The organism is endosymbiont of Bathymodiolus septemdierum str. Myojin knoll (assembly GCF_001547755.1).
Taxonomy (GTDB): domain Bacteria; phylum Pseudomonadota; class Gammaproteobacteria; order PS1; family Pseudothioglobaceae; genus Thiodubiliella.
Map to the genome: position 1 here is coordinate 1,257,163 of NZ_AP013042.1, position 26,432 is coordinate 1,283,594.

The window sequence follows — 26,432 nt, forward strand, 5'->3', positions numbered from 1 at the left end:
AAATACCACAACAAAAGAATGGAATTTTACCTGTGCTTAGTATATAATTTCCCATTTTTATTGTGTCTATAAAATAATTACACAACGCATTGCCCGGGTGGTGAAATTGGTAGACACACAGGACTTAAAATCCTGCGCCTTCACGGGCGTGCCGGTTCGATTCCGGCCCCGGGCACCATATATTAGAAAAACTATCTATACGATAGTTTTTTTTCGTCTGTAAAAGTTAATATTTAGATTGTTGGAAGTAATGTATATTTACCCACTGAATAAACATCTTTGCCATCACCATTGGTGAATAATAGAGGTCATAATAAACCAATAGGGAGTAATGGACAGACTTTTTATACTCCCATTAATTAAGAATAAGGTTGATTTTTAAGATGGCATCTGACCCCTTGATTGCATTATTTACTGCATGTGCCTTTTTTGGCTAACTCTAATTTAGAAACAGCCCTCTTTCCTTTTTTGGGATTTACAAATTCAAGTCCTGCACCTCCGACAAAAAGACCAAATTTTATATATTACCGTATAAAATAATTTTGATCTTTTTCTGTTTCTAGAACTAAAGCAACTATAACAACTAATGAGATTTTTTTAACGAATATGTTAAATAATTTCAGCTTTTCATCTTGATAAAAACTTGCTCAATTTTTTGCTCCAAAGCCAATAAACTAAAGCCTCGAACTTCTTCAATAAATTTTTGCCCCATAAAGAATACATGCACAACGGGGAGGGAGAACACGCCGTGTTGGGCGCAAATTTCTTGTTGTTGTTCGCAGTCGATGTAAATCATTTCTAGGGTGAGAAATTTGTGAGTGAATTTTTCGCTAATTTGGGGTTTGATGACCTGGCAAACGCCACAGTTTGCACCACCAAAAAGGAGCAGGAGCGCGTCTTTTTCACGCTTTAAGTTGTCTAATTGTTCCTGAGTTTTTAACGGATTCATAATTGGGTTTTGAGTTGCTTGAAAAATGTATCAAAATCAGGCAGGTTGAGCCCAGATTCCCTTTGTTTTTTGCCCCACATTGGCTCGGGAAAATGGCTGTCTAATTCAAATCGTGCCATAATGTGCCAATGGACTTGTGGCAAAATGTTGCCAAAAGAAGCGATATTGATTTTATCTGCGTTGAAATATTGCAACATTGTTTTTTCGACGATGTCAATGATGCGGAAAATTTCTAATTTTTCTTCCGTGCTACATTCGCTGAATTCTTTCATTTTGCGTTTAGTAAAAACTTTGACCCACGGGATGTCGCTGGGTTCGATTTCTACGGTGACTAAGGCGTTTTCATAAATCATTATTTCTCTCCAGAAGCATGGCGTCGCCATACGAGAAAAATCGATATTTTCCTTTAATAGCATGTTGGTAGATTTCCATCATTCGTTCGCGTCCGATGAAAGCACTGACCAGCATTAAAAGTGAAGATTTTGGCAAATGGAAATTTGTAATCATTGCATCCACCACTTGGAATTGATAGCCTGGGTAGATAAAAATATCCGTCTCTTCTTGTCTTTGTTTGAGTGCACCATGTCTAGCGGCAGATTCTAAGGAACGAACAGCTGTCGTGCCTACGGCAATGATGCGTCCGCCGTTGGCTTTGGCTTTGGTAATTTTATCAACAGTTTGTTGTGGCAATTCATAATATTCGCTGTGCATATGGTGGTCTTCGATTTCATTGGTTTTAACGGGTTGAAAGGTGCCTGCGCCAACATGTAAAGTGACAAAAGCTGAATTAACGCCTTGGTTTTTTAAGCTGGTAAGTAATGCATCGTCGAAATGTAATCCTGCGGTAGGGGCGGCAACGGCACCCTCTTTTTGTGCAAAAACAGTTTGGTAGCGACTTAAATCTTGCGCATTGTCTGCACGCTCAATGTAGGGTGGCAATGGAATATGCCCGACTTTGTCCAATAAATTTAACAAGGAGTCGGTAGCGAACTCAAGGGTGTAAAAGCCTTCACCTTTTTGTAAAATGGTTGCCTGAACTTGGTTTTCTAAGATGATATGACTGCCAACTTTTGGCGCTCTGCTGGCTTTAATCATTGCCAATGCTTGGCAGTCGCTGAGTAAACGCTCAATCATAATTTCAACTTTTCCGCCTGATTCTTTATGTCCGAATAGGCGGGCAGGAATGACTTTAGTATTGTTTAGCACCAATAAGTCCCCCTCTTTAATAAAATCTCCAATATTACTAAATATTGTATCTATAATGTTCAATTGTGGGATTAAAAGACGCGAACTTGTTCTATTTTCTGGCGGTGATTGTGCAATCAATGCCTTTGGTAAATCAAAATCAAAATCACTTAATTTCATGTTCAGAGAAATAAGTTAAGAGTTGATAAGTGGCAGTAACAATGGCTCTCGGGGTAATGGTGGCACCTGTAAAAGCATCAAACCTGCCACCATCGCGTTTGACTTTCCACTGGCTTGCAGTCGGATTGCCTAAAGACAGCCCTTTGAATTGTTCAATCCAATTGGATTTTTTGGTTTCTATTTTATCGCCCAAACCTGGGGTTTCTTTGTGAGCAATGACACGGACACCTAAAAGTTGGTTGTTGCTATCAATGCCTGTTAATAGGCGAATACTACCGCTATAACCGTTGGGGTAATTGTGCTCAACAAGGTAGGCAAATACTTGATTGTTGCGTTTGGCAGGGTAAATATTAATGGTTTGTTTACTGCCGTATAAGGTGATTTCTTTTGAAAATTTATCTTCTAAAATATTATTATCATAATTTTTAACTAACTCACCAAGGCGCTGAATAAGTAACTGTTCTTCATTGTGTTTAATGCGTTCTTTCATGGATTGTTGTGCCAATGATACAAAGAAAATACTAATGGCGGTGAAAATAAACAGCAAAAAACCTGCTTTGATTATCGGTTGCGATTTCATTTTCCAAATACCTTTGGCTGAGTGTAATAATCAATTAGCGGCACGGCGATATTCATTAACAAAACAGCAAATGCAATGCCGTCTGGATAATTACCAAAAGTGCGAATAATCACAATTAGCATACCGATAAGGAAGCCATAAATAAGCCTCCCTTTTGGCGTAGTACAAGCAGATACGGGATCGGTGGCAATGAAGAAAGCACCCAACATTGTACCCCCAAGCATCAAGTGATTTTGGATGGGTAGGTAATGTTCGGTGTTGCCGAATGAAAGTAAAGAGGCGCTGACGACAATACCCAATAAAAATGCCGCTGGAATATGCCAAAAAATAACACGACGAACAAGCAAATAAAAACCACCTAATAAAAATCCTGCGTTAATATAGGCTTGCGCCGTTGAATGCAGACTTAATTCGCTGATGGTTTTACCCAGTCCTAATTGCGTTTTTACCTCATCTAATCGGGTTGCACCGCTGAGCGCATCTACAGAATTAAGGTTGAAAATTACATCCAAAGTTTGCGTAAAGGTGACAAAATCGCCAGCCCAAGTAGTCATTTGTAGCGGGTATGAAATCAATAAAAAAGCGTAGCCTAACATTGCAGGATTAAAAGGATTATTGCCCAAACCACCGTAAAGTTGCTTGCCAAAAATAATGGCAAAACTCACGCCAACAACGACAATCCACCATGGTGCAATGCTCGGAATTGAGATGGCTAACAAGATACCTGTGAGCGCTGCGGAACCATCGCCAATGGCAGGTGCAACTGGTAGTTTTCTGATTTTCAAAAACGCAGCCTCTACGGCAACTGCAGTGGTGACGGCTAAGATAATTTGCAGTATTACACCCCAACCAAAAAAGTAATAAGAGGCGGCAACGCCCAAGGCAAGCGCATAAATCACTTGCCGCATCATTTGTGAAGTTGAATTAAGTATCGCTATCATTTTTCTTTTTAACCCTTGCCATTGCTTGTACTATTTTATCTTTTTGAATCTTGTCGCCCGCCATTTTTTTCTTTAATTCTGCTTTCTTTCTCTCCATCATCTCAGCGCGTTCGATTTTATTGCGTTCTAAGCGATATTCTCGATACTCAAATCGCTTGCGAGCCTTATCAATCTTTTGTTTTTCTTGTGTTTCTTTGCGGTGCAACGCCTTGGCAAAGGAAAAATACTCTGCTAATGGAATATGACTCGGACATACCACATCGCAACAGCGACACTCAATGCAACTGCTTAAATTATAACGCATTGCTTTCTCGGTATTTTCACTTTTTGCGTACCAATACAACTGTTGTGGTAATAAATCCACTGGGCAAACTTGATTACATTGCCCGCAACGAATACATTCTTGTACACTCGGTTTTGGCTTAACATTGTTGACAAAAATACAATTAGTAATCTTACAAATTGGCACGGCCAACGACGCCACATCAACCCCCATCATCATACCGCCCATACGCACTTCATGGGGCTGATTATTCGGCTTTGCCAACGCCACAATATGTTCAAATGATGCACCCAAACGCACTTCAAAATTATTCGGTATCACTGCGTCTCCCGTTACCGTTACTACGCGTGAAACCAACGGTCTATCCTCTACTACTGCATCAAAAATGGCTTTAGCAGTCGATACATTTTGACAAACAATACCTTTATCAATAGCAAGCTTGTCTGCAGGGATTTCAATATCCAATAAAGTTTTAATCAATAATTTTTCTGCTCCCGATGTGTATTTAGTCGGAATTTGTCTAATGGTAATTCGCTCATTATGATTAAACATCAATAACGATTGATAAGCTTCTTGCTTGTCATCTTCAATGGCAATAATTACCTTCTGTGCACCACAAATACGCAACAAAACTTCCACACCAAGAATGACTTCTCGTGCAAAATATTGCATCAATGCATCATCACACATAATCCCTGGTTCACATTCAGTTGCATTGATAATCAGCGTCTGACAATCAATTGCTTTATCTAATTTTGAATGCGTTGGAAACCCCGCACCACCCAAACCTACAATACCTGATTGTTGCACACAATCAATCAAAATTTCACGCGAGCAATGCAAGAAATCGCCAATCCACTCATCCTTAATCCACTCATCCTTGCCATCTGATTCAATGGTAATACATTTTGATTTCAACCCCGATTTATGTGGAATAATTTGCTCGTCAATAGCCACCACTACGCCAGAAATAGAGGCGTGAATCGGGGTACAAAATTGGTCTGTCGTTTGTGCAATTAATTGTCCTGTTAATACCAAATCACCGACCTCAACACAGGGTTCAGCCTGCTCGCCAATGCGTTGCTGTAAAGGTAGAACTACCTTATCAGGCAATGGTGCTTGAATAATTTCAACCTGTGCCACAGGGTGGGGGTTTTCAATCACAACACCATTATTAAAAGCGTTAAGCATGTGCCATATTCCCCACAAAAGTCGTCAGCGTCGGTTGAATTTCTTTAACATAAATACAATCCACAGGGCAAACTGGAATACATAAATCACAGCCTGTGCATTCCTCTTCGATCACCGTTGTCATTACTTTAGACGCCCCGACAAACGCATCAACCGGGCAGGCCTGAATGCATAAAGTACAGCCGATGCATAATTTTTCATCAACGAACACCACATGGTCAGTGGTATTTTCGCCATGCGCTTCATTCAGCAATAAAGTTTCCACGCCCAATAATTCTGCCAAAGCGTCTGCGCCTTCTTGTCCACCTGGTGGACATTGATTGACTTCTGCTTCACCTTTTGCTAATGCCTCCGCATAAGGCTTGCAACCCGGAAAATCACATTGTCCGCATTGTGTCTGTGGCAAAATCGCATCAATTTGATCTACCAATGGGTTGCCTTTAACCTTGAATTTAATCGCCGCGTAGCCTAAGACCAAACCTAATGCTAATGCCAGTAAAGAAAAAATGGAAATAGACGCTATCATGCCAAACCGATAAAACCCATAAATGCCATAGACATAAGCCCTGCAGTAATCAGTGCAATTGGAACGCCTTTAAAAACTGTTGGTACATTCGCCCCATCAATGCGTTCACGAATGCTTGAAAATAAAACCAATACAAAAGAAAAACCAATGGCCGCACCAAATCCATACACTGCCGATGCTAAAAATCCATTGTCCTGATTGACATTTAATAACGCCACACCTAACACCGCACAATTTGTCGTAATTAATGGCAAAAATACACCTAAAGATTGATGTAAAACTGGTGAAGTTTTATTCACCACCAACTCAGTAAAGCCTACCACACCTGCAATCGTTACAATAAACGCCACTGTGCGTAAATATTCCATCTCAAAGGGAATTAAAATATAAGTATTAATTAAATAACTGGTAACACTTGCCAAAGTTAGCACAAAAGTCGTGGCAAAGCCCATACCAATAGCTGTTTCTACCTTTTTGGACACCCCCATAAAAGGACATAAGCCCAAAAACTTTACCAAAACAAAGTTATTGACTAAAATCGTACTCACTAAAATTAAGATATATTCGTTCATAATAAATCACACAAAGCCTGGCGAATATCCTCTAATTCGCTACTTGTTACACTGCCAATTTTATCGCCTACTCTGCTTTTAGATAAAGATCGAATTTCATAAATACAAGCATCTGAATCTTTTTCGAGTGCCTGTCTTTTGCTAATAAAATAGCGATACGGTTGATTATCTTCAATCACCAAACTTGAAAGTGGTACAACCACAACGGTCGCAAATATCGTTGAGTCTTGATTATCGCTCAAAATAATGGCGGGTCTTAGTTTTCCAATTTCGTCCTTTTTTGCAGGATTGAAATTAACCAAACAGATGTCGCCCTTATTTAACATTTTACTCAATACCATCTCCTGCTGTGCCATCTCCTACAGGGTCAAGCATTTGAGCATTTGCTGCACGCTTAGCATTTTTTAGGCGTTTTTCTTGTTCTATTTTTTTCAAAAATTCTAAAAAATCTGCCTTAAATATATTTGGAACAAAGTAGCCAATTTCTTGTTTCTTTCTGCCGTTAATAATATTAATCACTTGATCGGTTTGAAAAAAATCAACCGACTTTCGCATATCTGCCATCGTTGCTTGAATCATTATATCTTCCTATTTTGTTGAACCATTATGTAACATTATAATGCAATATTAGCGTTACACAAATACTTTTAAAAGTCCAAACGAACTAATCAACAACAATGCCAGCCCAACCCAGCGTTTAAATAAAGCATCATTTTGAATGATTTTTTCGTGTAATTTTAGTCCGATGACATGCCCAATCGCTGCGATAGGAATCAGTCCTAACGATAATTGCCAATCAATCGTCACGCCCACTGCCACAAAGGTACTCATCTTAATACTAACCAAAATAAACCACAGTACAAATAGTGTGTTACGCAAATATTGTTTAGCCACATAACGCATATAAACTGCGACAATCAATGGCGCACCTGTGAGCGAAGTGCCAGCGACATAACCACCAAGAATCAACAGCACTTTATCTGCCCATGAGCGATGTGAAGTGATTTTTTGATTAAAAATCCAAGTGATTGCGTAGAAAATAGTAATGCAATAGACGAAAATAATCATCACCTTATCAGGTAATGCTAACAATCCAAATACGCCAACTAAAGTCGGTGGAATAACCCACCAAAGGGAATATTTAAGGTATTTCCAGTCGACTTGTTTGAGTGATTTTGACAACGTTAATGATGAGAAAAACAACAAATGCAGTCCAATCACTGGCAGCCAATAAAGGGGTGACCCGCCCAATAACAACATCAGTGGCAAGCCCAAAGCAGCGCCACCAAAGCCTAAACCTGTACGCACAAATCCCGCCCACATAAAAATTAAAGCGACTAAAAATAATTCTGTATTGGAGAAAATCACATCTTGAGACTGTTGAACTTAACTCAATGTGACAGCTAAGGCTTCGGCACTTTTTTGAACCAGCGTTAAGTCCTTACCTTCCACCATTATCCGAATGAGTGGCTCGGTACCAGATGCACGAATTAACACTCTACCAGAATCACCTAAAGCACTTTCCACTGCAATTTTCGCTTCTTTTAATGCTTGGTGCTCCGATAAATCAAGATGCCCTTTGACTTTAACATTGATTAATACTTGCGGATATTTTTGCACTTCAGATTTTAACTTGTCCAGTGTTTTACCGCTGCTAATAATAATTTCTAGAACCTGCAGGGCGGCAATAATAGCATCCCCTGAGGTGGTTTGATTAAGGCAAATAATATGCCCAGAACCTTCGCCACCCAGAATAGAATCGTTATTTTGCATTTCCTCCATAACAAATCTATCGCCCACATCCGCTTCAATAAAGTTAATATCTAAAGTTTTATAACCATGACGCACACCAAGATTGGTCATTTTCGTCCCCACCACGGTATTGTTAACTAATCGATTTTGTACTTTCCAAGCTTTGGCAATAATGAAAACCAATTCATCACCATCAATCAACTTACCTTGGCTATCCACCATCATTAAACGATCACCATCACCATCAAAAGCAATGCCTAAATCGGCTTTTTCCTCAACCACAACCTGTTGTAAATTTTCGGTATCCGTCGCACCGCAATTCAGATTAATATTAAAGCCATCCGGCTGATTGTTGATAACTGTAATATTTGCACCCAACTCAGAAAATACATTTTCGGCAATATGATAAGTTGCACCATTAGCACAGTCCACCACGATATTAAGACTGGACAAATCCATTTTTTTATCAAATGAGCGTTTACAAAAATCAATATAACGCCCCAAAGATTGCTCGTGACGAATAGCCTTTCCGATGTTTTCACTGCTGACACTAACCATCGGTTGACTCAGTCTCATTTCAATGTCTTTTTGGTCTTGGTCACTGAGTTTAAAACCTTTTTCGGAGAAAAATTTAACCCCATTATCTTGAAAATGATTGTGTGATGCGCTGATAACTACGCCCGCAGTAGCGCCATAAGTTTGTGTCAAATAAGCGATTGCAGGGGTTGGCATTGGACCCAAAAGACCGACATCCACACCTGCTGATAAAAACCCAGCTTCCAATGCAGACTCGAATAAATAACCTGAAACACGGGTATCTTTACCAATAACGACACTGGGGTTGTTATGATTTTGCGCCAAAACAGAGCCGACTGCCCAGCCTAGTTTTAAGAAAAAATCTGCCGTAATCGGCTCAACCCCAACTTCGCCTCGTATCCCATCTGTTCCAAAATAACTAGCCATTGTTAACCTTGTTTAATATCGTTAATGCATCTTTAGTTTCCAGAACATCGTGCACACGCACAATATCTGCACCATTTTGAACCGCTATTATAGCCCCAGAAACACTGCCTATCATCCTTGATTCTATGCTTGCGTCATTGAGCATTTGTCCAATCATATTTTTGCGTGACAATCCCGCTAATACAGGCAGACCAAAAGATTTGAATTCATTAAAACGACGCAGAATTTCTAAATTATGTTTGTAAGTTTTCCCAAAGCCAAATCCTGGGTCTAAAATCAACCTATTTTTATTGATACCAAAATCAACACAAACCTTTATTCTATCTGTAAAAAAGTCTTTAATATCCGCCACCACATCAAAATACTTAGGGTTGTTTTGCATACTACGAGGGCTACCTTGCATATGCATCAAACAAACATCAACATCCAAAGCGGCAACCGCCTCCACAGCACCCTCCATACTCAATGCACACACATCATTAATCATACTTGCACCCGCCCGAACAGCCTGTGTCATTAATTCTGGTTTTGAAGTGTCAATAGAAATCGGAATATCAGTGGTTTTAGCAAGCGCCTCAATCACAGGAATCACCCGATTAAACTCCTCTTCAAGGGAAACGGAATTTGCACCTGGGCGGGTTGATTCGCCACCGATATCAATAATATCAGCCCCTTGCTCAATCATCCGTTGCGCACGCTGAACAGCATTAGTAACATTAAAATACTGACCACCATCAGAAAAAGAATCGGGTGTTACATTCAAAATGCCCATAATTTTAGGCTGGATAGCCATAATTTTTTTAGGCGACTTGCTCGTTTAATGGTGCTTCGTTAGTGTTATCATCTGTATCTTCAGTTGCATCTTCATCAAGCCCTTTGCCTAATTCAGTAGAAGCCACATCAGAATCTACAATTACCGCTGCTTCACGCATTGGTACTCTTGACATTAAATCATCAATTTGGTCTTTATCAATGGTTTCAAACGCCATTAACGCTTTTGTCATCGCATGCAAAATATCAACATTGTCTTCCAAAATTTTAAGCGCAACCGCATAATTAGTATCAATAATTTCACGGATTTCAGCATCAATGACTTTAAAAGTATCTTCTGAGATGTGCTTATGTTTGGTCACCTGCTTACCCAAGAATACTTCACCCTCTTCTTCGCCGTACGCCAAGGGACCTAATTTATTAGACATACCCCATTGTTTAACCATTTTATGTGCAATTTCTGTGGCGCGTTCAATATCATTGCTCGCCCCTGTCGTTACTGCATCGTCGCCATAAATCAAACCTTCGGCAATACGACCACCAAATAATGCTGCTATTTGAGAGTTTAATTTGCGTTTAGAAATACTGTAACTGTCTTTTTCTGGCAAGAACATTGTCACGCCCAACGCACGACCTCTTGGGATAATGCTAACCTTATAAACAGGGTCATGCTCAGGTACCAAACGACCTACAATCGCATGTCCTGCTTCGTGATAAGCCGTCATTTCCTTCTCAGATTCATCCATAGCCATCGACTTTCGTTCAGCGCCCATCATAATCTTATCTTTGGCTTTTTCAAGCTCATTCATACCTACTAAATCTTTACCTTTACCTGCTGTAATCAGCGCTGCTTCATTGCATAAATTTGCCAAATCTGCACCTGAAAACCCTGGTGTACCTTTAGCAATATCAACAGATTTCACATTTTTCGCAATCGGCAGTTTGTTCATATGCACTTTTAAAATCGCATCACGACCATTAATATCTGGCAGACCAACCACCACTTGACGATCAAAACGACCTGGTCTCAATAGCGCAGGGTCTAAAACATCTGGGCGGTTAGTCGCCGCAATCACAATAATACCTTCTGAACCTTCAAAGCCATCCATTTCCACCAACATTTGGTTTAGTGTTTGCTCTCTCTCATCATGACCACCGCCCATGCCCGCACCTCGTTGGCGACCAACTGCATCAATTTCATCAATAAATATAATACACGGTGCGCTTTTCTTCGCTTGTTGAAACATATCGCGCACACGAGAAGCGCCAACGCCGACAAACATTTCTACAAAATCAGAGCCTGAAATAAAGAAAAATGGCACTTCTGCTTCACCTGCAATGGCTTTAGCCAATAAGGTTTTACCTGTACCTGGTGGTCCAACCAATAAAACACCTTTAGGAATTTTACCGCCCACCCTGGTAAATTTACTCGGATCAGATAAGAAATCCACCAATTCTTTAACATCTTCTTTAGCTTCTTCCACGCCAGCAACATCTTTAAAGGTCACATTCGACTCATCCTTGGGAATTAATCTTGCTTTAGATTTACCAAAACTCATCGGATTTTTACCACCCATCGTACCGCCAGCACCTTTCATTGTGTAAAGAATAACTCCGATTAATAATAAAATCGGCGCCAAAGAAATGATTAATTGTTTAAAAAAACCTTCTTTTTCTGGGGGCTTTGCCACCACATTCACACCATTATTAAGTAAATCTCCCATCAAGCCTAAATCTCCAGGACTGTAAGTAGTAAACTGTTTGCCACCAACACCCGTACCTGAAATACTACTGCCAGCAATCGTTACATTAGAAACATCGCCCTGCTTAACGCTTTGAATAAACTCAGAATAAGTGATGTTGTTGCTCTTTCCACCCGTCTGAAACTGACTAAAAAGTGAACTTGCAACAATGCCCAAAACCAACCAAAATAATAAATTTTTAAACATAAAAAAATCAATAGAAAATAAGAAATAAAATATACCCTAAATACGCCCGAGATAAAGTAGGTTTTTTCAAGGTTTATTACACAAATAAATTCAAATTCTGTCATAATTACTACTTTTACTTATTCAATACAAATCAATGTCAAAATTTAATTTACTTACCGTCCTCCTTGTTTCTAGTCTATTAAGCGCTTGTGGCTTTCACACACCAACCAATACAATATCGATAAATGTGTCAATCACAGGCAACTCAAACGGTGCATTTGCAACCGAATTCAAAAAACATCTTAGTGCAAAAGCAGAACGCACTTTAACGGTAAAAATTGGCGATGAAGTGCAAAAACAACAAGCGATTGCTTATACAAAAGGCGTTGCCAGTAGTTACACACTGATATTAAGTGTGCCTGTAGAAATATCTCGTGGTAAGAAAATATTATTATCAAAAAAATTGACAGCAAGCACTACAGTAAGCGACATAACAACATCTCAAGCTGATAGACTACGCATTGGTGACAGTTATGTGCAACTTCGCAAGGCGCTTGTCGTGAAATTATTGAGAAGGTTAAACGCTCTCAAATAATTTTAAATGCGCATTAAACCTGAACAACTCAAAACTAACTTAGTCAGCCAATTCAATTCACTTTACTTTGTTTTTGGTCCAGAGCTTTTATTGGTTGAACAAAGTCTTTCCCATATTAGAAACACTGCAAAAATGCAAGGCTTTGATGATAGAGTCAGCTTTGAAATAGAGGGTAATTTTGATTGGGGTGAAATCACAGCTGAACTCTCAGCAACCTCTTTATTTTCACCAAAACGTATTATTGAATGTCGTCTAAAAACTGGGAAAATCGGCATTAAAGGTTCAAAAGCATTAACTGAAATCGCTTCAAATCTATCAAATGACATCTTATTTATCGTTTCCACAGGTAAACTTGATTTCGCCCAACAAAAAGCAAAATGGTTTAAAACCCTTGATGCAAATGGCACGATTGTGCAAGTGTGGGAAGTGCAACGCGACCACCTTGTCGGTTGGGTTGCCAACCACATGGCAGAGGAAGGTTTGACTGCCAATCTAAAAATTGCAGAAGGTATCGCCTACTTCACCGAAGGTAATTTACTCGCCTCCATGCAAGAAATTCAAAAATTAAAAATGGCATACCCTGACGGTAATATTGATGCGGATGATTATCTCAAACAACTCAGTCAGCAATCGCATTACAGCATTTACAACCTTGTTGATTCTGCACTATTAGGCAATAGCGACCAAGTGTTGAAAATTTACGAAACCATGATTGCTGACACAGCAACACCGATTATTTTAAGTAGCACGCTCTACCGAGAAATCAGCGCATTGATTGATATGGCTATTGAACTGCGACAAGTTAAACAGGTAGCAAGTGTCATGAATAACCATCGAGTTTGGAAAAGCAGACAGGCTGTCATCAGTAACGCACTCAAGCATCATTCTTACCAACGCCTACAAAAAATCTTATTATTGCTCGGGCGTATTGACCGCTCCATCAAGGGTATGGATAATCTCAATGTTATTAACGAACTACGCACACTCTTATTAAATTTAGCAGGGAAAACACCATGGACTCAATAACAACTCTCATCAACACACTCGGTCAAAACGCACGCACTGCGTCAAAAACACTTCGTAGTGCGACGACTTATCAAAAAAATAATGCACTGATTAATATTGCCGAACAGGTAAATAAAAATCGCAAAGATATTCTAAACGCCAATCAAAAAGACTTAACCCAAGGTAAGGACAATAAATTAGACGCCGCTTTATTGGATAGATTAATGTTAGACGATGTGCGTTTAGACGGCATCATTGAAAGCCTAAAGCAAATCGCCGCGCTACCCGACCCAGTTGGAGAAATCACCGACTTAAAGTACCGCCCAAGTGGCATTCAAGTCGGAAAAATGCGTGTACCACTTGGTGTTATGGGCATCATTTACGAATCGCGTCCAAATGTAACAATTGACGCTGCTGCCCTGTGTCTTAAATCAGGCAATGGTGCAATTTTGCGTGGTGGCTCCGAAGCCATTGATTCAAACATTGCTCTTTATGCCTGTGTTAGGCGAGGATTGATTGATGCGAGTTTAAATAAAAATTGTGTACAACTGATTGACACCACCGATAGAGCCGCCGTTACTGAATTGGTTAAAGCCAAAGACTTCGTTGATGCGATTATTCCACGAGGTGGCAAAGGCTTGGTTGAAGCCATTAGTGATAGCGCTAAGATGCCTGTTATCAAACATTTACATGGAATTTGCCACACTTACATCGATAAAGACGCTGACACCAAAAAAGCCATTAACATTGCTTTCAACGGCAAAGCACGACGATATGGTGTATGCAATGCCACCGAAACTTTATTGATCCACGCATCCGCAGTCGGTCGGGTTATGCCTGAACTCATTGCAGAATTTATTGCCAAAGGTGTAGAATTAAGGGGCTGCAAAGAAACGCAAAAACTCTCAAAACAAATTAAAAAAGCCACTGAAGAAGATTGGGACACCGAATATTTAGATGCAATCCTATCTATTCGCATTGTCAATTCAATGACGGATGCAATTGACCATATTGAACAACATGGTTCGGGGCATACCGAGGCCATCGTTAGCGAAAACTACGGTGCTACTCGTCGCTTTATGACCGAAGTCGATTCATCTTCCATTATGGTCAACGCTTCTACAGGTTTTGCCGATGGTTTTGAATACGGACTTGGGGCAGAAATTGGTATCAGTACGGATAAATTTCATGTTCGTGGTCCTGTCGGATTAGAGGGTCTAACTTCACAAAAATACATTGTCCTTGGCGATGGACATATCCGAAGTTAAAGAATTAAGATTAAAAATAGTAGATATAGGCACACAAACAATGGATTTAGAACAGCAATTAGAAATATTTTTAAGGGGCACTGACGAAATCTTGCCACTGGATGAACTCAAAGACAAACTCAAACGCAAAAAAGTGTTAAAAATCAAAGCGGGTTTTGACCCAACAGCACCTGACTTACATTTGGGGCATACCGTTTTAATCAATAAATTGAAAATGCTGCAAGACCTAGGTCACGAAATTCAATTCCTAATCGGCGATTTCACCGCAATGATTGGTGACCCAACAGGAAAAAGCAAAACTCGCCCACCGCTTTCGCGTGAACAAGTGATAGAAAACGCCAAAAGTTACACAGAGCAAGTATTCAAAATCTTGGACGAAAACAAAACCACCGTTGTTTTCAATTCGCAGTGGATGGATAAAATGACGCCAATGGAATTTATCAAACTTTCATCAACGCGTACTGTTGCCAGAATGTTAGAGCGCAATGATTTTGAAACCCGTTACAAAAATGGCAATGATATTGCCATCCACGAATTCCTATATCCACTGGTGCAAGGTTATGATTCTGTTGAACTTGAAAGTGATATGGAAATCGGTGGCACTGATCAAAAATTCAATCTACTAATGGGCAGAGAATTACAAAAGCGTTATGGCAAAGAACAACAAGTCATCCTAACTATGCCAATTTTAGAGGGTTTGGATGGCGTACAAAAAATGTCAAAATCCTTAGATAATTATATTGGTATTGACGATACTGCTGATGAAATGTTTGGCAAAATTATGTCCATTAGCGATGAACTTATGTGGCGTTATTTTGAGTTATTGAGTTTTGAAAGTTTGCAGGCGATTGCCAATTTAAAGCAAGAAATGAACGATGGTAGAAACCCAAGAGATATTAAATTTATCTTGGCTGCTGAAATCATCACCCGTTTTCATAATGAGAAAGCCGCCAAACAAGCACAACAAAACTTCATTGACCGCTTTGCCAAAAATCAAATTCCTGATGAAATGGAAGTCTTTATTTTTGATGCTGGCATCAAAATTGCCAACCTACTCAAAGATGCCGGGCTTTGCAACAGCACCTCAAACGCCTACCAAATGATTAAAGGTGGCGGTGCAAAGATTGACGGTGAAAAGATTACGGATAAAAGCCTTGAACCTGAAAAAGGCACAGCCGTTTATCAAATCGGTAAACGCAAATTTGCCAGGGTTACCATTCAGTAGGTGTATAATATTATTCTTCCAGGGGATGACATGGCTTCGACGAGGAGTTGGATCTCAAGGATGCATGCCGAGGATGAGAATAACTCGTAACCGTTTCTCAAAAAAGATAGTTGCAAACGAAAACAACTACGCTCTAGCTGCATAGCTAGCCGCTCCCTTGAAGTTGTCTGTGCTTCTTGGACAGCGGTCGATTACAGACTCGCTAGAATTATTGGTTTAGGGTAATTCGGTTAAAACCAACTAAAATCGCACTTACATCCCTGATGGTCGGGTGGTAAATTGTTAAACTAATAGGCTAAACTAAGCATGTAGATTCTTTGTTTGAAGGTTTTCGGACGGCGGTTCGATCCCGCCCATCTCCACCACTTCATTAAATTAGCCCGCTTTATGCGGGCTTTTTTTATCGCTCAAAATATTCAGAAAAGAGCCGCTTAAATTGTTATGATCCTAGTTGTTTTATTTTTTGAAAAAAGTTTTTTTCTTCTTGGGTTTATTGTCGGCAGAGTTACTATTTTTTCCGTATCTTGGTTTGTTGCGACTTTTGCTTTTCTTTGGTTTCTTATTTTTTGGGGGTAGTAACTTCTTACCAGTTTCAGGAACATCGTGATTTGGAATAAAATCATCAACCATTATGCGCTCAAGTTTTTTCTGGGTTAGGCGTTCGATGTCAAACAATTGTTTGGCTTCGTCGGCGCTGACTAATGAAATGGCCTCTCCTTTTGAACCAGCACGACCTGTTCTACCGATACGATGAACATAATCCTCTGGGACATTGGGAAGGTCAAAGTTAACCACATGAGGGAGTTCAACGATGTCAATGCCACGGGCAGCGATGTCGGTTGCCACTAAGACATTCACTTTTCCAGCTTTGAAATCTGCTAAGGCGCGTGTTCTAGCGCCTTGGGATTTATTGCCATGAATGGCGGCGGCGGTGATGCCGCGTTTTCCCAACTGTGTGGCAATACGATTAGCGCCATGCTTAGTGCGACTAAATACCAACACTTGATACCAACTGTGTTCTTGTATAAGATGCGTCAGCAGGGCTTGTTTTTTAGATTTGTCAACGGGATGAATCCATTGTTTGACGGATTTCACTGTGGTATTTCTTGGGGTTACTGAAATTTCTACTGGATCATTAACCAAGGTTTTAGCCAGTTTTCTAATATCGTCAGAAAAAGTAGCTGAAAACATTAAAGTTTGTCTATTTGCTGGTAAAATCTTTAAAATTCTCTTAATATCGTGGATAAATCCCATATCTAACATTCTGTCGGCTTCATCCATCACAAAAATTTCTAAATGGTCGAATTTCACTGCATTTTGTGAATATAAATCTAATAATCTACCTGGGGTTGCTACCAAGATATCCACACCACCTCTGAGTTTTTGCATTTGTGGGTTGATTTTAACGCCACCAAAAACCACGGTTGATTTGAGTGGTAACTGCCTACCATAATCCATCACGCTGGCATTCACTTGTGCGGCAAGCTCGCGTGTTGGTGTCAAGATAAGGGTGCGCACTTGGTTGGATTTTGCAGGGGTGCCTTTTGATAGAAGTTGCAAAATTGGCAAAGTAAAGCCTGCGGTCTTACCGGTACCTGTTTGTGCAGCGGCCATAATGTCCTTACCATCTAAAACAACAGGAATTGCCTGTTCTTGAATGGGCGACGGTTTGTCGTAGCCCTTTTTAATGACTGCCTCAAGGATGGCGTCAGATAAACCTAATTTCGAAAAACCCATAGCAAACTATTTTTTAAATAAAGACGCACATTTTACATTAGCATCCTATAATACATTAATGAATACTCAAATCAAATCGCCTTGTGTTGGCATTTGTAAATACAACAAACAGAACTTCTGTGTCGGTTGCAAGCGCAACAGTGATGAAATTAGTAACTGGATTAATTATTCAAATGCAATGCGTGAAGCAATTATGAAAGATCTAGAGGGTCGGAAAGTTAAAGGTAGAGATTAAGACACTTCCGAAGGCGTACGGGCTTTAATACTTAAAGCATGTAACGCACCGCTATCAATATCTGAACGCACCGCAGCCAACACCATTTTTTGTCTGGCTAATAACGACATACCTTCAAAGACAGGGGAAACTACCAAAGTTGAACAATTACAACCATCACCCTCCATGGTAACAGTTGAATTTTCAATAGCTGCTTCAAGTTTTACTTGGATTTCTTCTAATGTCATATTATGCACCAAACACGCCTTTAAGGGTAAAAAAGAATAAAATCGACATTAACGCACCTGCCGGCAATGTTATTAACCATGATAAAAATATTTTATTAATCACACGGGTATTGAGTGCCGCCATACCTCTTGCCAAACCAACACCTAAGACTGCACCTACCAAAACTTGCGTGGTGGAAACTGGCAAACCTGTACCTGATGCAATGACCACAGTTGTGGCAGCCGCCAAAGTTGCCGCAAAACCGCGTGAAGGCGTTAGCTGAGTTATACCAGCGCCAATTGTGGCAATAACCTTATGCCCATAAGTCACGAGACCAAAGACGATACCCACGCCACCGACCAACAAGATACCAACGGGCAAAGCGCTTTTAGAGCCAATCAAGCCACCACTTTCAATCACACCGTAAATAGCAGCCAATGGACCAATCGCATTTGCCACATCGTTTGACCCATGTGCGAACGCCATAGCAGCGGCGGTAATGACCATTAATACACTGAATATTCGTTCCATTGAGGTAAAGTGAAAGTCTTTATTTTCTTTCGGATCTACATGAATGCGGCGAATAATTACAGTACCAACAAGGGTAACCAACAATCCAAACCCGACTGCCAAGGCATAACTTGTACCCATTTCGAATTCTAAACCAACATGTTTAAGTCCTTTAAAAATCGTTACCAGGGAAATAATAAAGCCCACTAAAAACATATAAAACGGTACATATTTTTTAGCATTATCAAATGGATCAGAAGTGTCAATAATTAAATTTTGCAAACTTTTAAACAATACAAAAGCGATGCTACCAGCCAAAATCGGTGAAACAATCCAACTCATTGCAATGTTGCCAACTTTTCCCCAAGCAACCGCATCAATACCTACGCCCACCGCACCAAAGCCAACGATTGCACCAACAATTGAGTGCGTGGTTGATACCGGCCAACCAAAAGAAGAGGCAATCATTAGCCAAAAACCCGCTGCTAATAACGATGCCAACATACCATAAACCAATAAATGCGGACTGTCAGTAAACACATTGGCATCTAAAATGCCTTTACGAATAGTTGCCGTAACTTCGCCACCTGCCAATACTGCCCCTGCAAATTCAAAAATAACAGCAATGATAATGGCTTGTTTGACAGTAATGGCGCCCGAACCGACAGATGTCCCCATTGCATTTGCGACATCGTTTGCACCTACGCCCCACGCCATAAATAAGCCAAAAACAACCGCAAGGATTAATAAGATATCGCCGTGATTTGCAATAATTTCCATAACGCTCCTTTATTTTGCAAGCAAGACTTCTAAGCGAGACCCAACTTTTTGAGCAGAATCTGCTAACTCACCTAGCCACTCAACCGCACGATAGTAAAACATTACATCAACGGGTGGGTAATCTCCTTCTATCGGGAATAATTTGGTGCGGATTTGGTGCTGAATTTTGTCAGATTTACTTTCTAGTTGATTGACATCGTCAATAATAGAACTCACAACTTTGCGCTCTCTATTGCCAAAAGCAGTTTCCATTAACTCATCTAACTCATTCACCGCCTTAAGTGCTGCTGCAGAAGTTTTAATACATACATCTGTCAATTCAATAACATCGGCAGAAATTGCTTCTGGCAAGGTCATTTTGCGATTAATAATTAAGCCTGCAACATCCTTTGTCGTGTTGGCAATAGAATCTTGAATCAATAATAAATCCAATAAATCACGACGAGAGAAGGGCATCATAAAAGTTGAAGGTAATTTTGCACGCAATTTTTTCTTCAAAATATCGGCTTCGCCTTCTTTATGTCCAATATCAACTCTGATTTCTTGCGCCTTTTCCCAGTCTTTTTCGTCAATAGCAATCATAAAACCTTTGAGCAATGAAATACACGAATGAACACTGCTCATATGCTGTTGTAGTGGGCTAATTGGTGATTTTCCGAACAGCCCATCAATGATACTTTTTGGCATTTTAACCCCACTTTAAAATTATGATTTCAATAAAGTGCATTTTCAACAGATAACCCCATATGTCAAGTCTTTTTTTAATTAAAACTTAAATCCATTCTTAATCCTGCCAAGAGTGGATTTAAAAAATTTATAAATTAATAAAATCTGTCATTTTGCTAATCACCCTTATTTATGCAGAGGTCTTAATAATAATTTAATGTTATAATTTACCACAATTGTAAAAAACACCCACTTTAACTTGATATGAATTTAAATTATCTCGATTTTGAACAACCGATTGCCGACTTAGAAGGTAAGATTGAAGCCCTACAGAGCGTCAAAGACAAAGTAGATATTTCCGAGGAAATACAAGCCCTAAAAGACAAAAGCACTTCATTAACTAAAAAAATTTTCTCTTCATTGTCGGACTGGCAAATTGCACAATTAGCACGCCATCCTAATCGCCTTTATACGCTTGATTATATTGACGATGTGTTTGATGAATTTACCGAACTCCATGGCGACCGTGCTTTTGCAGATGATTATGCAATTATTGGCGGTCTTGCCAAACTTGATGGCATGCCAGTAATGTTCATCGGTCAGCAAAAAGGTCGAACCACGCAAGATAAAATCAAACACAATTTTGGTATGCCAAGGCCAGAAGGCTATCGCAAGGCTTTGCGTTTAATGAAAATGGCTGAAAAATTTTCACTGCCCATTGTTACTTTTATTGACACCCCAGGTGCCTATCCAGGTATCGGCGCCGAAGAACGCGGTCAGTCTGAAGCAATTGCCAGAAACTTGTTCGAAATGTCCACCCTAAAAAGCCCAATTGTTTCTGTCGTCATTGGCGAAGGTGGCTCTGGTGGCGCATTGGCAATCGGCGTGTCAGATAGAATAATGATGTTTGAATACAGCATTTATTCCGTGATTTCTCCTGAAGGTTGCGCATCTATCCTTTATAAAGATGCAGCAAAAGCAAACATTGCAGCAGAATCGCTTAAATTAACCAGTGCTCATCTTAAAAAAGAAGGGCTGATTGATACGATTATCACTGAACCACTTGGTGGCGTTCACCGTGATACTGAGTCAGCCAAAATAATTCTCAAAGCTGCCTTAAAACAACAACTCAACGAAATAACTGCCATTGATATTGAACAATTGGTGGCTCAACGCGCAGAAAAACTATTAGGTTTTGGAAAATTTAAAGACTAAAGATGCATTTTTAGAAGGGAAAAACATCGTTCTCGGGCTGAGTGGTGGCATTGATTCGGTGGTTTTATTGCATTATTTGCACGCCAAATATCCTAATAAAGTCCGCGCTGTACATTGCAATCATCATCTTTCAAGGCATTGTAATGAATGGCAAGCATTTTGCGATGATTTGTGCCAATCTCTAAATATTCCTTTTACCAAAATCAATCTTATTATTAAAAAATCGTCAAATGTGGAAGAAAATGCGCGTAAAAGTCGTTATCTCTCACTATCTTCAGATTTAAAAAAAAACGAAGTGCTTTGCACTGCCCATCATAAAAATGACCAGGCAGAAACTTTATTGCTACAATTATTCCGTGGCTCTGGCGTGGCTGGATTGGCATCTATGCCAACCTTTAAAACCTTTGGCAAAGGCACCCTTTACCGTCCACTGCTAAATATTGCCAAATCTGAAATTATTCAATACGCTAAAGACAATCAATTGTCTTGGATTGAAGATGACAGCAATACGGATACAAATTTCCGTCGTAATTTTTTGAGATTAGACATTCTACCAAAATTAGAAACCGTTTATCAAAACCTAACAAATACTTTAGCGCGTAGTGCAAAACATCAGTCTGAATCCTTGCGTCTTACACAGGATTTAGCAAAATTAGACATTGAACAATATCATTTAATCTCAAGCAATAGATTGAATGTTGCGCGTTTGTCGGTTCTCAAACCTTATCGCATTAGGAATGTTTTGCGCCACCATCTGAGTAATTTAGGTTTTTTAATGCCCTCGGATAAAGTTATGCAACAAATCTTGGATTTACTCTATGCCAAAGAAGATGCTGTGCCGCTTGTTAGTTGGGGAGAGGCTGAAATTCGTCGTTATAAAAATGAACTTTATTTTATCAATCAAGCGCTAGAAAATAAGTCAAACTGCCCTTACCACGCTGAATTTAAGGATATGAATAATTTCTCCATTCGCCATCGTAAGGACGGTCAGCGTATCAAACTTTCAAACAAGCGTCACTCGCAATCCTTAAAAAAAGTCTTACAAGAAGCAAGCATCCCACCTTGGGAGCGTAATACTTTAAAGATGTATTATGTTGAAGATGAATTGCGGGCAATGGAACGCATCGGCTATATGGAAAATGCAGAATAACCTAGTAAGGGTTAGCTATTCCTAGTCCATTCAAAATCTTAACTTCTAACGCTTCCATTTCCTCAGCCTCAGCCTCTACAATATGGTCGTAACCAAGCAAATGTAATACGCCATGAATAGACATATGCATCAAATGGTGTTCAAAAGTTTTGCCTTGCGCCTTTGCCTCTTCGCGTACGATTTCAAGGCAAACAATGACATCACCCAAAATCATTTCTTCAATCTCTTTAGGTAAATCACTAGAAAAAGACAGCACATTGGTTGGTTGATTTTTATCGCGATAAGTTTTATTCAACGCCTGAATTTCATTTTTATCCACCAGTCGAATTAATAACTCGCTATCGCCCTCACCCAAGTCTGCAATCACTTTTTGCAAGGTGTTAATAAGATTTGGCTCATTAATTGACGCATCATTAGCGCTATTTTGAATAACAACCATATCCGCCTATTGTCTTATTGATAAAATGATTTATTTTATAGCATAATTTTTATCTTGTCATTAATCCTTGAAGTTGCTATTCCAGTGCCGTTAAACAAAACTTTTGATTACCTTTGCAATCAGAAGGCAACAGTTGGTGCGCGCGTCAAAGTACCCTTTGGGCGTAAAACAGTCATCGGCGTGGTGCTGACAATCAAAGACAAAAGCGACTTTGAAAAGTTAAAAAGCGTTGAAGAAGTCGTGGACGACACGCCAATCCTCGACCAGCCTATCCTTGATTTTTTGCTGTGGTCAGCCAACTACTACCATCACCCAATCGGTGAAGTTATTGCCACTGCTCTACCAAAAAACCTACGCATTGGTAAAGAAGCCATTATTAAAAAAGTCGTCGGACTGCCTCTAAAAACCAATGAACCCGACTTTGAGCCTACTGAAGAACAAACCAATGCGATTAATACAATCATCGGCGCTTTAGGAAAGTACCATGGCTTTTTACTACACGGCGTTACTGGTAGTGGTAAAACCGAAGTCTATTTACGCATCGCTCAAAAAGCCCTCAACCAAGGTAAACAAGTTCTTGTCCTTGTCCCCGAAATCGGACTCACGCCACAAATGGTCTCACGATTTGAATCCAGACTCAACACCCGCATCGTTTCCATTCATTCACAACGCAACGAAACACAAAAATTAGACGCTTATTTAATGGCAAAAAGTGGTGAGGCGGGTGTGGTACTCGGTACTCGTAGTGCGATTTTTGCCCCAATGCCAAACCTAGGTTTAATCATCATTGACGAAGAGCATGACAGTTCTTTCAAGCAACAATCCAGTTTTCGTTACTCCGCCAGAGACTTGTCTTTTGTCCGTGCCAAACAAGCCAATATTCCTGTGGTACTTGGCACTGCAACGCCGTCATTAGAAATGCTAAAACGCATGATAGATAAAAAGATAACGCGTTTAACCCTCGCTAAACGAGCAAATGGGGCGTTATTGCCAAAAGTGAGTTTGCTTGATATGCGCACCGAAACGGGGGTTGCTTTATCCGCCTTATTGGTTGAAAAAATGAAACAGTATTTGAAAAAAAATAAGCAAGTAATGTTGTTCATTAACCGCCGCGGCTATGCCCCCGTGTATTTTTGTACCGAATGCGACTGGAAAGCACAATGCGACCATTGCGACACAGGTATGATTTACCATCGCCACATCAACCGTCTAAAATGCCATCATTGTGGCGACGAAAAAATACCTCAAAGCACTTGCCCTGACTGCAATCAAGCCTCATTAGAAGTCTATGGATACGGCACTGAACGCCTAGAAGAAACCCTCTGTTCTCACTTTCCAGACACAGCAATTATCCGCATTGACCGCGATACCACACGACGCAAAAAATCCTTTGAGCAACATTTAGAACAAATCAATTCTGGCAAACCGTGCATCATCGTCGGTACACAAATGCTTGCCAAGGGTCACGATTTTTCTAACCTTGCAATGGTCGGCGTTTTGGACATTGACGGCGGTTTATTATCCAGTAATTTCCGAGCTACAGAATATTTGGCGCAACTCCTCATTCAAGTTTCCGGTCGTGCTGGACGCAGTGGTGACCAAGGCGAAGTTGCCATTCAAACCCGCTACCCAGAACACCCAATTTTTAACTTCGTACTCTCTAATCGCTACACCCAATACGCTGGCATATTACTCAAACAACGCAATCAAGCGATGATGCCTCCCTACGCCCAATACGCCCTATTATGTGCCAATGCCAAAGATAAAACGCTCGCTGAAGCCTTCCTCAACGAAGCCGTCACCCTGCTCAAACGCATCCAAATAGACAGTGTAGAACTCTGGGGGCCCGTTGCCAATACCATTGAGAAAAAATCTGACTACTACTACTTCAACCTTTACCTACAATCTAACGATAGAAAAGCATTACACCAACTGCTCTCAACTTTCAATCAACACGCTCATACCTTAAAACTCAAAAACAAAGTGCGTTGGTATTTAGATATAGACCCAATTGAATAACTCGTAATAAAGTTTATAAGATTTAAATATGCCCCTATAATAGTCAATTCATCAAAATAGTAAAAAGAAAAACAAATGAACCACTGGGCAAAATTAAGTATTGAATTTGCAAACCAACGCAATTATTAAATCAATTACTCTGGCTCCTTGATTTTAATCCGCATTCTATGACAACAAACAACGAAAAAAATATTAAAACTGTCTCTGATTTTCAAAAGCAAATTTTGAAATTAAAAGGTAGTTTTGCCTATCGCGGACAAGGCGACAAAACCTGGGGAGTTGAGTCTGGTGCATATAGACGCTTAGAGGGAAATGTCAATCAAGACCTAATTAAATACACCGAAAATATTATCAACCAAGCAAAAAACTACACGCAAGAGATTGCCAGCAATAACGACCTTGAACTTTTGGCAGAATTGCAGCATTATGGGTGCGCCACGCCTTTGATTGATTTTTCCTTGAATGCTTTAACGGCTTTGTGGTTTGCCTGTGAAGACACGAAAGAAGACGGCAAAGTTGTTTGTTTGAAGGTTGACGATAAAGCGCGTTTTTTAGAAGTATCCGGCGAAGATAAAAACAAGTTATTAAGCAGTATTTTATCTTTGTCAATTAGAGATGGTATAACATACACCCTTGGAAAGTGGCAACCACCCTTAAACAACAGCCGTATTGTTAAACAAGACAGCCTCTTTATATTCACAGCAAGTGGCGAGATTAAAGACAATGAATTTGAAGCGATACTCATCATTGACAAAGACTCAAAGTTAACCATTAGAGGCGAACTTGAGCAACTTTGTGGCATAACACAAACCAGCATCTACCCAGATTTTTATGGCTTTGCCACCAGTAATAGTGCAGTTAAGACTTATCGAGAACCAACCGTTGAGGAACTTATCAAGCGAGCCGATAAAGACTACCAACAAGGCGAATATAAAAAAGCCATTGAGTATTATGAATTGGCACTGGCAAGTGATTTAAAAACCTATGGTGAGGCGCATCCTAGTGTGGCAACTTGTCGCAATAATTTAGGCATGGCGTGGGAATCGCTAGGCGAATATAAAAAAGCCATTGAGTATTATGAATTGGCACTGGCAAGTGATTTAAAAACCTATGGTGAGGCGCATCCTAGTGTGGCAACTCGTCGCAATAATTTAGGCATGGCGTGGCAATCGCTAGGCGAATATAAAAAAGCCATTGAGTATCTTGAATTGGCACTGGCAAGTGATTTAAAAACCTATGGTGAGGCGCATCCTAGTGTGGCAACTTGTCGCAATAATTTAGGCGTGGCGTGGCAATCGCTAGGCGAATATAAAAAAGCCATTGAGTATTATGAATTGGCACTGGCAAGTAATTTAAAAACCTATGGTGAGGCGCATCCTGATGTGGCAAATCGTCGCAATAATTTAGGCATGGCGTGGCAATCGTTAGGCGAATATAAAAAAGCCATTGAGTATTATGAATTGGCACTGGCTACGCTTCAGAAAACTTTGGGTGATGAGCATCCTACCACTAAACAGGTGTCTGAAAATTTAGCAAATGTCTTAACGCACCTATGAC

28 protein-coding genes, 1 tRNA gene and 1 other RNA gene are annotated in these 26,432 nt (G+C 40.0%); 11 read left to right on the forward strand and 19 right to left on the reverse strand.

Features of this window, described 5'->3' with window-relative positions; all coding sequences use genetic code 11:
• The first annotated feature begins 91 nt into the window (after window positions 1-91).
• Window positions 92-178 (forward strand) — tRNA-Leu (locus BSEPE_RS06615).
• Window positions 179-619: 441 nt separating this feature from the next.
• On the opposite strand, the gene BSEPE_RS06620 is transcribed toward BSEPE_RS06615, so the two are convergent.
• Genes BSEPE_RS06620 through ftsH form a run of 14 tightly spaced genes read right to left on the reverse strand, consistent with a single transcriptional unit; the run spans window position 620 to window position 11,842 of the window.
• Complete coding sequence (locus BSEPE_RS06620; RefSeq protein WP_066045342.1) at window positions 620-949, reverse strand: thioredoxin family protein; 330 nt, start codon at window positions 947-949, stop codon at window positions 620-622.
• Window positions 946-1,302, reverse strand: coding sequence for an HIT family protein (locus BSEPE_RS06625; RefSeq protein WP_173636498.1), 357 nt, complete (start codon window positions 1,300-1,302; stop codon window positions 946-948). Before BSEPE_RS06625 ends, BSEPE_RS06620 begins: the two co-directional genes overlap by 4 nt.
• Complete coding sequence (gene queA / locus BSEPE_RS06630; RefSeq protein ID WP_066045344.1) at window positions 1,292-2,314, reverse strand: tRNA preQ1(34) S-adenosylmethionine ribosyltransferase-isomerase QueA; 1,023 nt, start codon at window positions 2,312-2,314, stop codon at window positions 1,292-1,294. Before queA ends, BSEPE_RS06625 begins: the two co-directional genes overlap by 11 nt.
• Window positions 2,301-2,894, reverse strand: a complete 594-nt coding sequence (rsxG, locus tag BSEPE_RS06635) for an electron transport complex subunit RsxG (RefSeq protein ID WP_066045346.1) — start codon at window positions 2,892-2,894, stop codon at window positions 2,301-2,303. Before rsxG ends, queA begins: the two co-directional genes overlap by 14 nt.
• Window positions 2,891-3,835, reverse strand: coding sequence for an RnfABCDGE type electron transport complex subunit D (locus BSEPE_RS06640; protein ID WP_066045349.1), 945 nt, complete (start codon window positions 3,833-3,835; stop codon window positions 2,891-2,893). The genes rsxG and BSEPE_RS06640 overlap by 4 nt, the downstream gene beginning before the upstream one ends.
• The gene (rsxC, locus tag BSEPE_RS06645; protein WP_066045352.1) at window positions 3,819-5,309 is read right to left on the reverse strand and encodes an electron transport complex subunit RsxC; all 1,491 of its coding nucleotides are present in this window, start codon (window positions 5,307-5,309) and stop codon (window positions 3,819-3,821) included. The genes BSEPE_RS06640 and rsxC overlap by 17 nt, the downstream gene beginning before the upstream one ends.
• Window positions 5,302-5,835: an electron transport complex subunit RsxB gene (gene rsxB, locus BSEPE_RS06650; protein ID WP_066045355.1), complete on the reverse strand. Its 534-nt coding sequence runs from the start codon at window positions 5,833-5,835 to the stop codon at window positions 5,302-5,304. The genes rsxC and rsxB overlap by 8 nt, the downstream gene beginning before the upstream one ends.
• On the reverse strand, window positions 5,832-6,407 hold the full coding sequence (gene rsxA, locus BSEPE_RS06655) for an electron transport complex subunit RsxA (protein WP_066045357.1): 576 nt from the start codon (window positions 6,405-6,407) through the stop codon (window positions 5,832-5,834). Before rsxA ends, rsxB begins: the two co-directional genes overlap by 4 nt.
• Window positions 6,404-6,733, reverse strand: coding sequence for a type II toxin-antitoxin system PemK/MazF family toxin (locus tag BSEPE_RS06660; protein WP_066045359.1), 330 nt, complete (start codon window positions 6,731-6,733; stop codon window positions 6,404-6,406). Before BSEPE_RS06660 ends, rsxA begins: the two co-directional genes overlap by 4 nt.
• Window position 6,734: 1 nt before the next feature.
• Window positions 6,735-6,986 (reverse strand): hypothetical protein, encoded by a 252-nt coding sequence (locus BSEPE_RS06665; RefSeq protein WP_066045361.1) that lies wholly within the window; start codon window positions 6,984-6,986, stop codon window positions 6,735-6,737.
• Window positions 6,987-7,040: 54 nt separating this feature from the next.
• Window positions 7,041-7,775, reverse strand: coding sequence for a TSUP family transporter (locus tag BSEPE_RS06670; protein WP_066045363.1), 735 nt, complete (start codon window positions 7,773-7,775; stop codon window positions 7,041-7,043).
• Window positions 7,776-7,793: 18 nt separating this feature from the next.
• The gene (gene glmM / locus BSEPE_RS06675; RefSeq protein WP_066045366.1) at window positions 7,794-9,122 is read right to left on the reverse strand and encodes a phosphoglucosamine mutase; all 1,329 of its coding nucleotides are present in this window, start codon (window positions 9,120-9,122) and stop codon (window positions 7,794-7,796) included.
• Window positions 9,115-9,915: a dihydropteroate synthase gene (gene folP / locus BSEPE_RS06680; protein ID WP_066045368.1), complete on the reverse strand. Its 801-nt coding sequence runs from the start codon at window positions 9,913-9,915 to the stop codon at window positions 9,115-9,117. Before folP ends, glmM begins: the two co-directional genes overlap by 8 nt.
• Window positions 9,916-9,922: 7 nt before the next feature.
• On the reverse strand, window positions 9,923-11,842 hold the full coding sequence (ftsH, locus tag BSEPE_RS06685) for an ATP-dependent zinc metalloprotease FtsH (protein WP_066045369.1): 1,920 nt from the start codon (window positions 11,840-11,842) through the stop codon (window positions 9,923-9,925).
• Between the two features lie 136 nt (window positions 11,843-11,978).
• Between ftsH and BSEPE_RS06690 the strand changes: the two genes are divergently transcribed.
• From BSEPE_RS06690 to ssrA, 5 genes are all read left to right on the forward strand, one after another.
• Complete coding sequence (locus BSEPE_RS06690; protein WP_066045371.1) at window positions 11,979-12,419, forward strand: LPS-assembly lipoprotein LptE; 441 nt, start codon at window positions 11,979-11,981, stop codon at window positions 12,417-12,419.
• A gap of 6 nt (window positions 12,420-12,425) precedes the next feature.
• Window positions 12,426-13,445: a DNA polymerase III subunit delta gene (gene holA, locus BSEPE_RS06695; protein ID WP_066045373.1), complete on the forward strand. Its 1,020-nt coding sequence runs from the start codon at window positions 12,426-12,428 to the stop codon at window positions 13,443-13,445.
• Complete coding sequence (locus tag BSEPE_RS06700) at window positions 13,433-14,692, forward strand: glutamate-5-semialdehyde dehydrogenase (RefSeq protein WP_066045376.1); 1,260 nt, start codon at window positions 13,433-13,435, stop codon at window positions 14,690-14,692. Before holA ends, BSEPE_RS06700 begins: the two co-directional genes overlap by 13 nt.
• Window positions 14,693-14,732: 40 nt before the next feature.
• Window positions 14,733-15,917: a tyrosine--tRNA ligase gene (gene tyrS, locus BSEPE_RS06705; protein ID WP_066046178.1), complete on the forward strand. Its 1,185-nt coding sequence runs from the start codon at window positions 14,733-14,735 to the stop codon at window positions 15,915-15,917.
• 21 nt (window positions 15,918-15,938) lie between these two features.
• Window positions 15,939-16,282: a transfer-messenger RNA gene (gene ssrA / locus BSEPE_RS06710) on the forward strand.
• Window positions 16,283-16,373: 91 nt separating this feature from the next.
• Here ssrA and BSEPE_RS06715 read toward each other — a convergent pair.
• Entirely contained in the window at window positions 16,374-17,654 is a 1,281-nt protein-coding gene (locus BSEPE_RS06715) for a DEAD/DEAH box helicase (protein ID WP_066045378.1), read from the reverse strand.
• A 58-nt stretch (window positions 17,655-17,712) separates the two neighbouring features.
• Between BSEPE_RS06715 and BSEPE_RS06720 the strand changes: the two genes are divergently transcribed.
• On the forward strand, window positions 17,713-17,889 hold the full coding sequence (locus tag BSEPE_RS06720) for a DUF1289 domain-containing protein (RefSeq protein ID WP_083503028.1): 177 nt from the start codon (window positions 17,713-17,715) through the stop codon (window positions 17,887-17,889).
• On the opposite strand, the gene BSEPE_RS06725 is transcribed toward BSEPE_RS06720, so the two are convergent.
• The 3 genes from BSEPE_RS06725 to BSEPE_RS06735 are packed head-to-tail and all read right to left on the reverse strand — an operon-like array spanning window position 17,886 to window position 20,073.
• On the reverse strand, window positions 17,886-18,116 hold the full coding sequence (locus BSEPE_RS06725; protein ID WP_066045382.1) for a BolA family protein: 231 nt from the start codon (window positions 18,114-18,116) through the stop codon (window positions 17,886-17,888). The genes BSEPE_RS06720 and BSEPE_RS06725 overlap by 4 nt on opposite strands.
• A 1-nt stretch (window position 18,117) precedes the next feature.
• Window positions 18,118-19,386: an inorganic phosphate transporter gene (locus BSEPE_RS06730; protein ID WP_066045384.1), complete on the reverse strand. Its 1,269-nt coding sequence runs from the start codon at window positions 19,384-19,386 to the stop codon at window positions 18,118-18,120.
• 9 nt (window positions 19,387-19,395) lie between these two features.
• Window positions 19,396-20,073 carry a TIGR00153 family protein gene (locus BSEPE_RS06735; protein ID WP_066045386.1) on the reverse strand — a complete coding sequence of 226 codons (678 nt, stop codon included), beginning with the start codon at window positions 20,071-20,073 and terminating at the stop codon, window positions 19,396-19,398.
• A gap of 243 nt (window positions 20,074-20,316) precedes the next feature.
• Between BSEPE_RS06735 and BSEPE_RS06740 the strand changes: the two genes are divergently transcribed.
• Both BSEPE_RS06740 and tilS read left to right on the forward strand, forming a co-directional pair.
• Window positions 20,317-21,267, forward strand: a complete 951-nt coding sequence (locus BSEPE_RS06740) for an acetyl-CoA carboxylase carboxyltransferase subunit alpha (protein ID WP_066045388.1) — start codon at window positions 20,317-20,319, stop codon at window positions 21,265-21,267.
• The gene (tilS, locus tag BSEPE_RS06745) at window positions 21,248-22,417 is read left to right on the forward strand and encodes a tRNA lysidine(34) synthetase TilS (RefSeq protein ID WP_066045390.1); all 1,170 of its coding nucleotides are present in this window, start codon (window positions 21,248-21,250) and stop codon (window positions 22,415-22,417) included. The genes BSEPE_RS06740 and tilS overlap by 20 nt, the downstream gene beginning before the upstream one ends.
• A 1-nt stretch (window position 22,418) precedes the next feature.
• Here the strand turns inward: tilS and ybeY are convergent, their stop codons facing one another.
• On the reverse strand, window positions 22,419-22,856 hold the full coding sequence (gene ybeY, locus BSEPE_RS06750) for an rRNA maturation RNase YbeY (protein WP_066045392.1): 438 nt from the start codon (window positions 22,854-22,856) through the stop codon (window positions 22,419-22,421).
• A gap of 54 nt (window positions 22,857-22,910) precedes the next feature.
• Here ybeY and priA point away from each other — a divergent pair, with 54 nt between their 5' ends.
• Entirely contained in the window at window positions 22,911-24,875 is a 1,965-nt protein-coding gene (gene priA / locus BSEPE_RS06755; protein ID WP_066045394.1) for a replication restart helicase PriA, read from the forward strand.
• Between the two features lie 167 nt (window positions 24,876-25,042).
• Window positions 25,043-26,431, forward strand: a complete 1,389-nt coding sequence (locus BSEPE_RS06760; RefSeq protein ID WP_066045396.1) for a tetratricopeptide repeat protein — start codon at window positions 25,043-25,045, stop codon at window positions 26,429-26,431.
• Window position 26,432 lies beyond the last annotated feature (1 nt).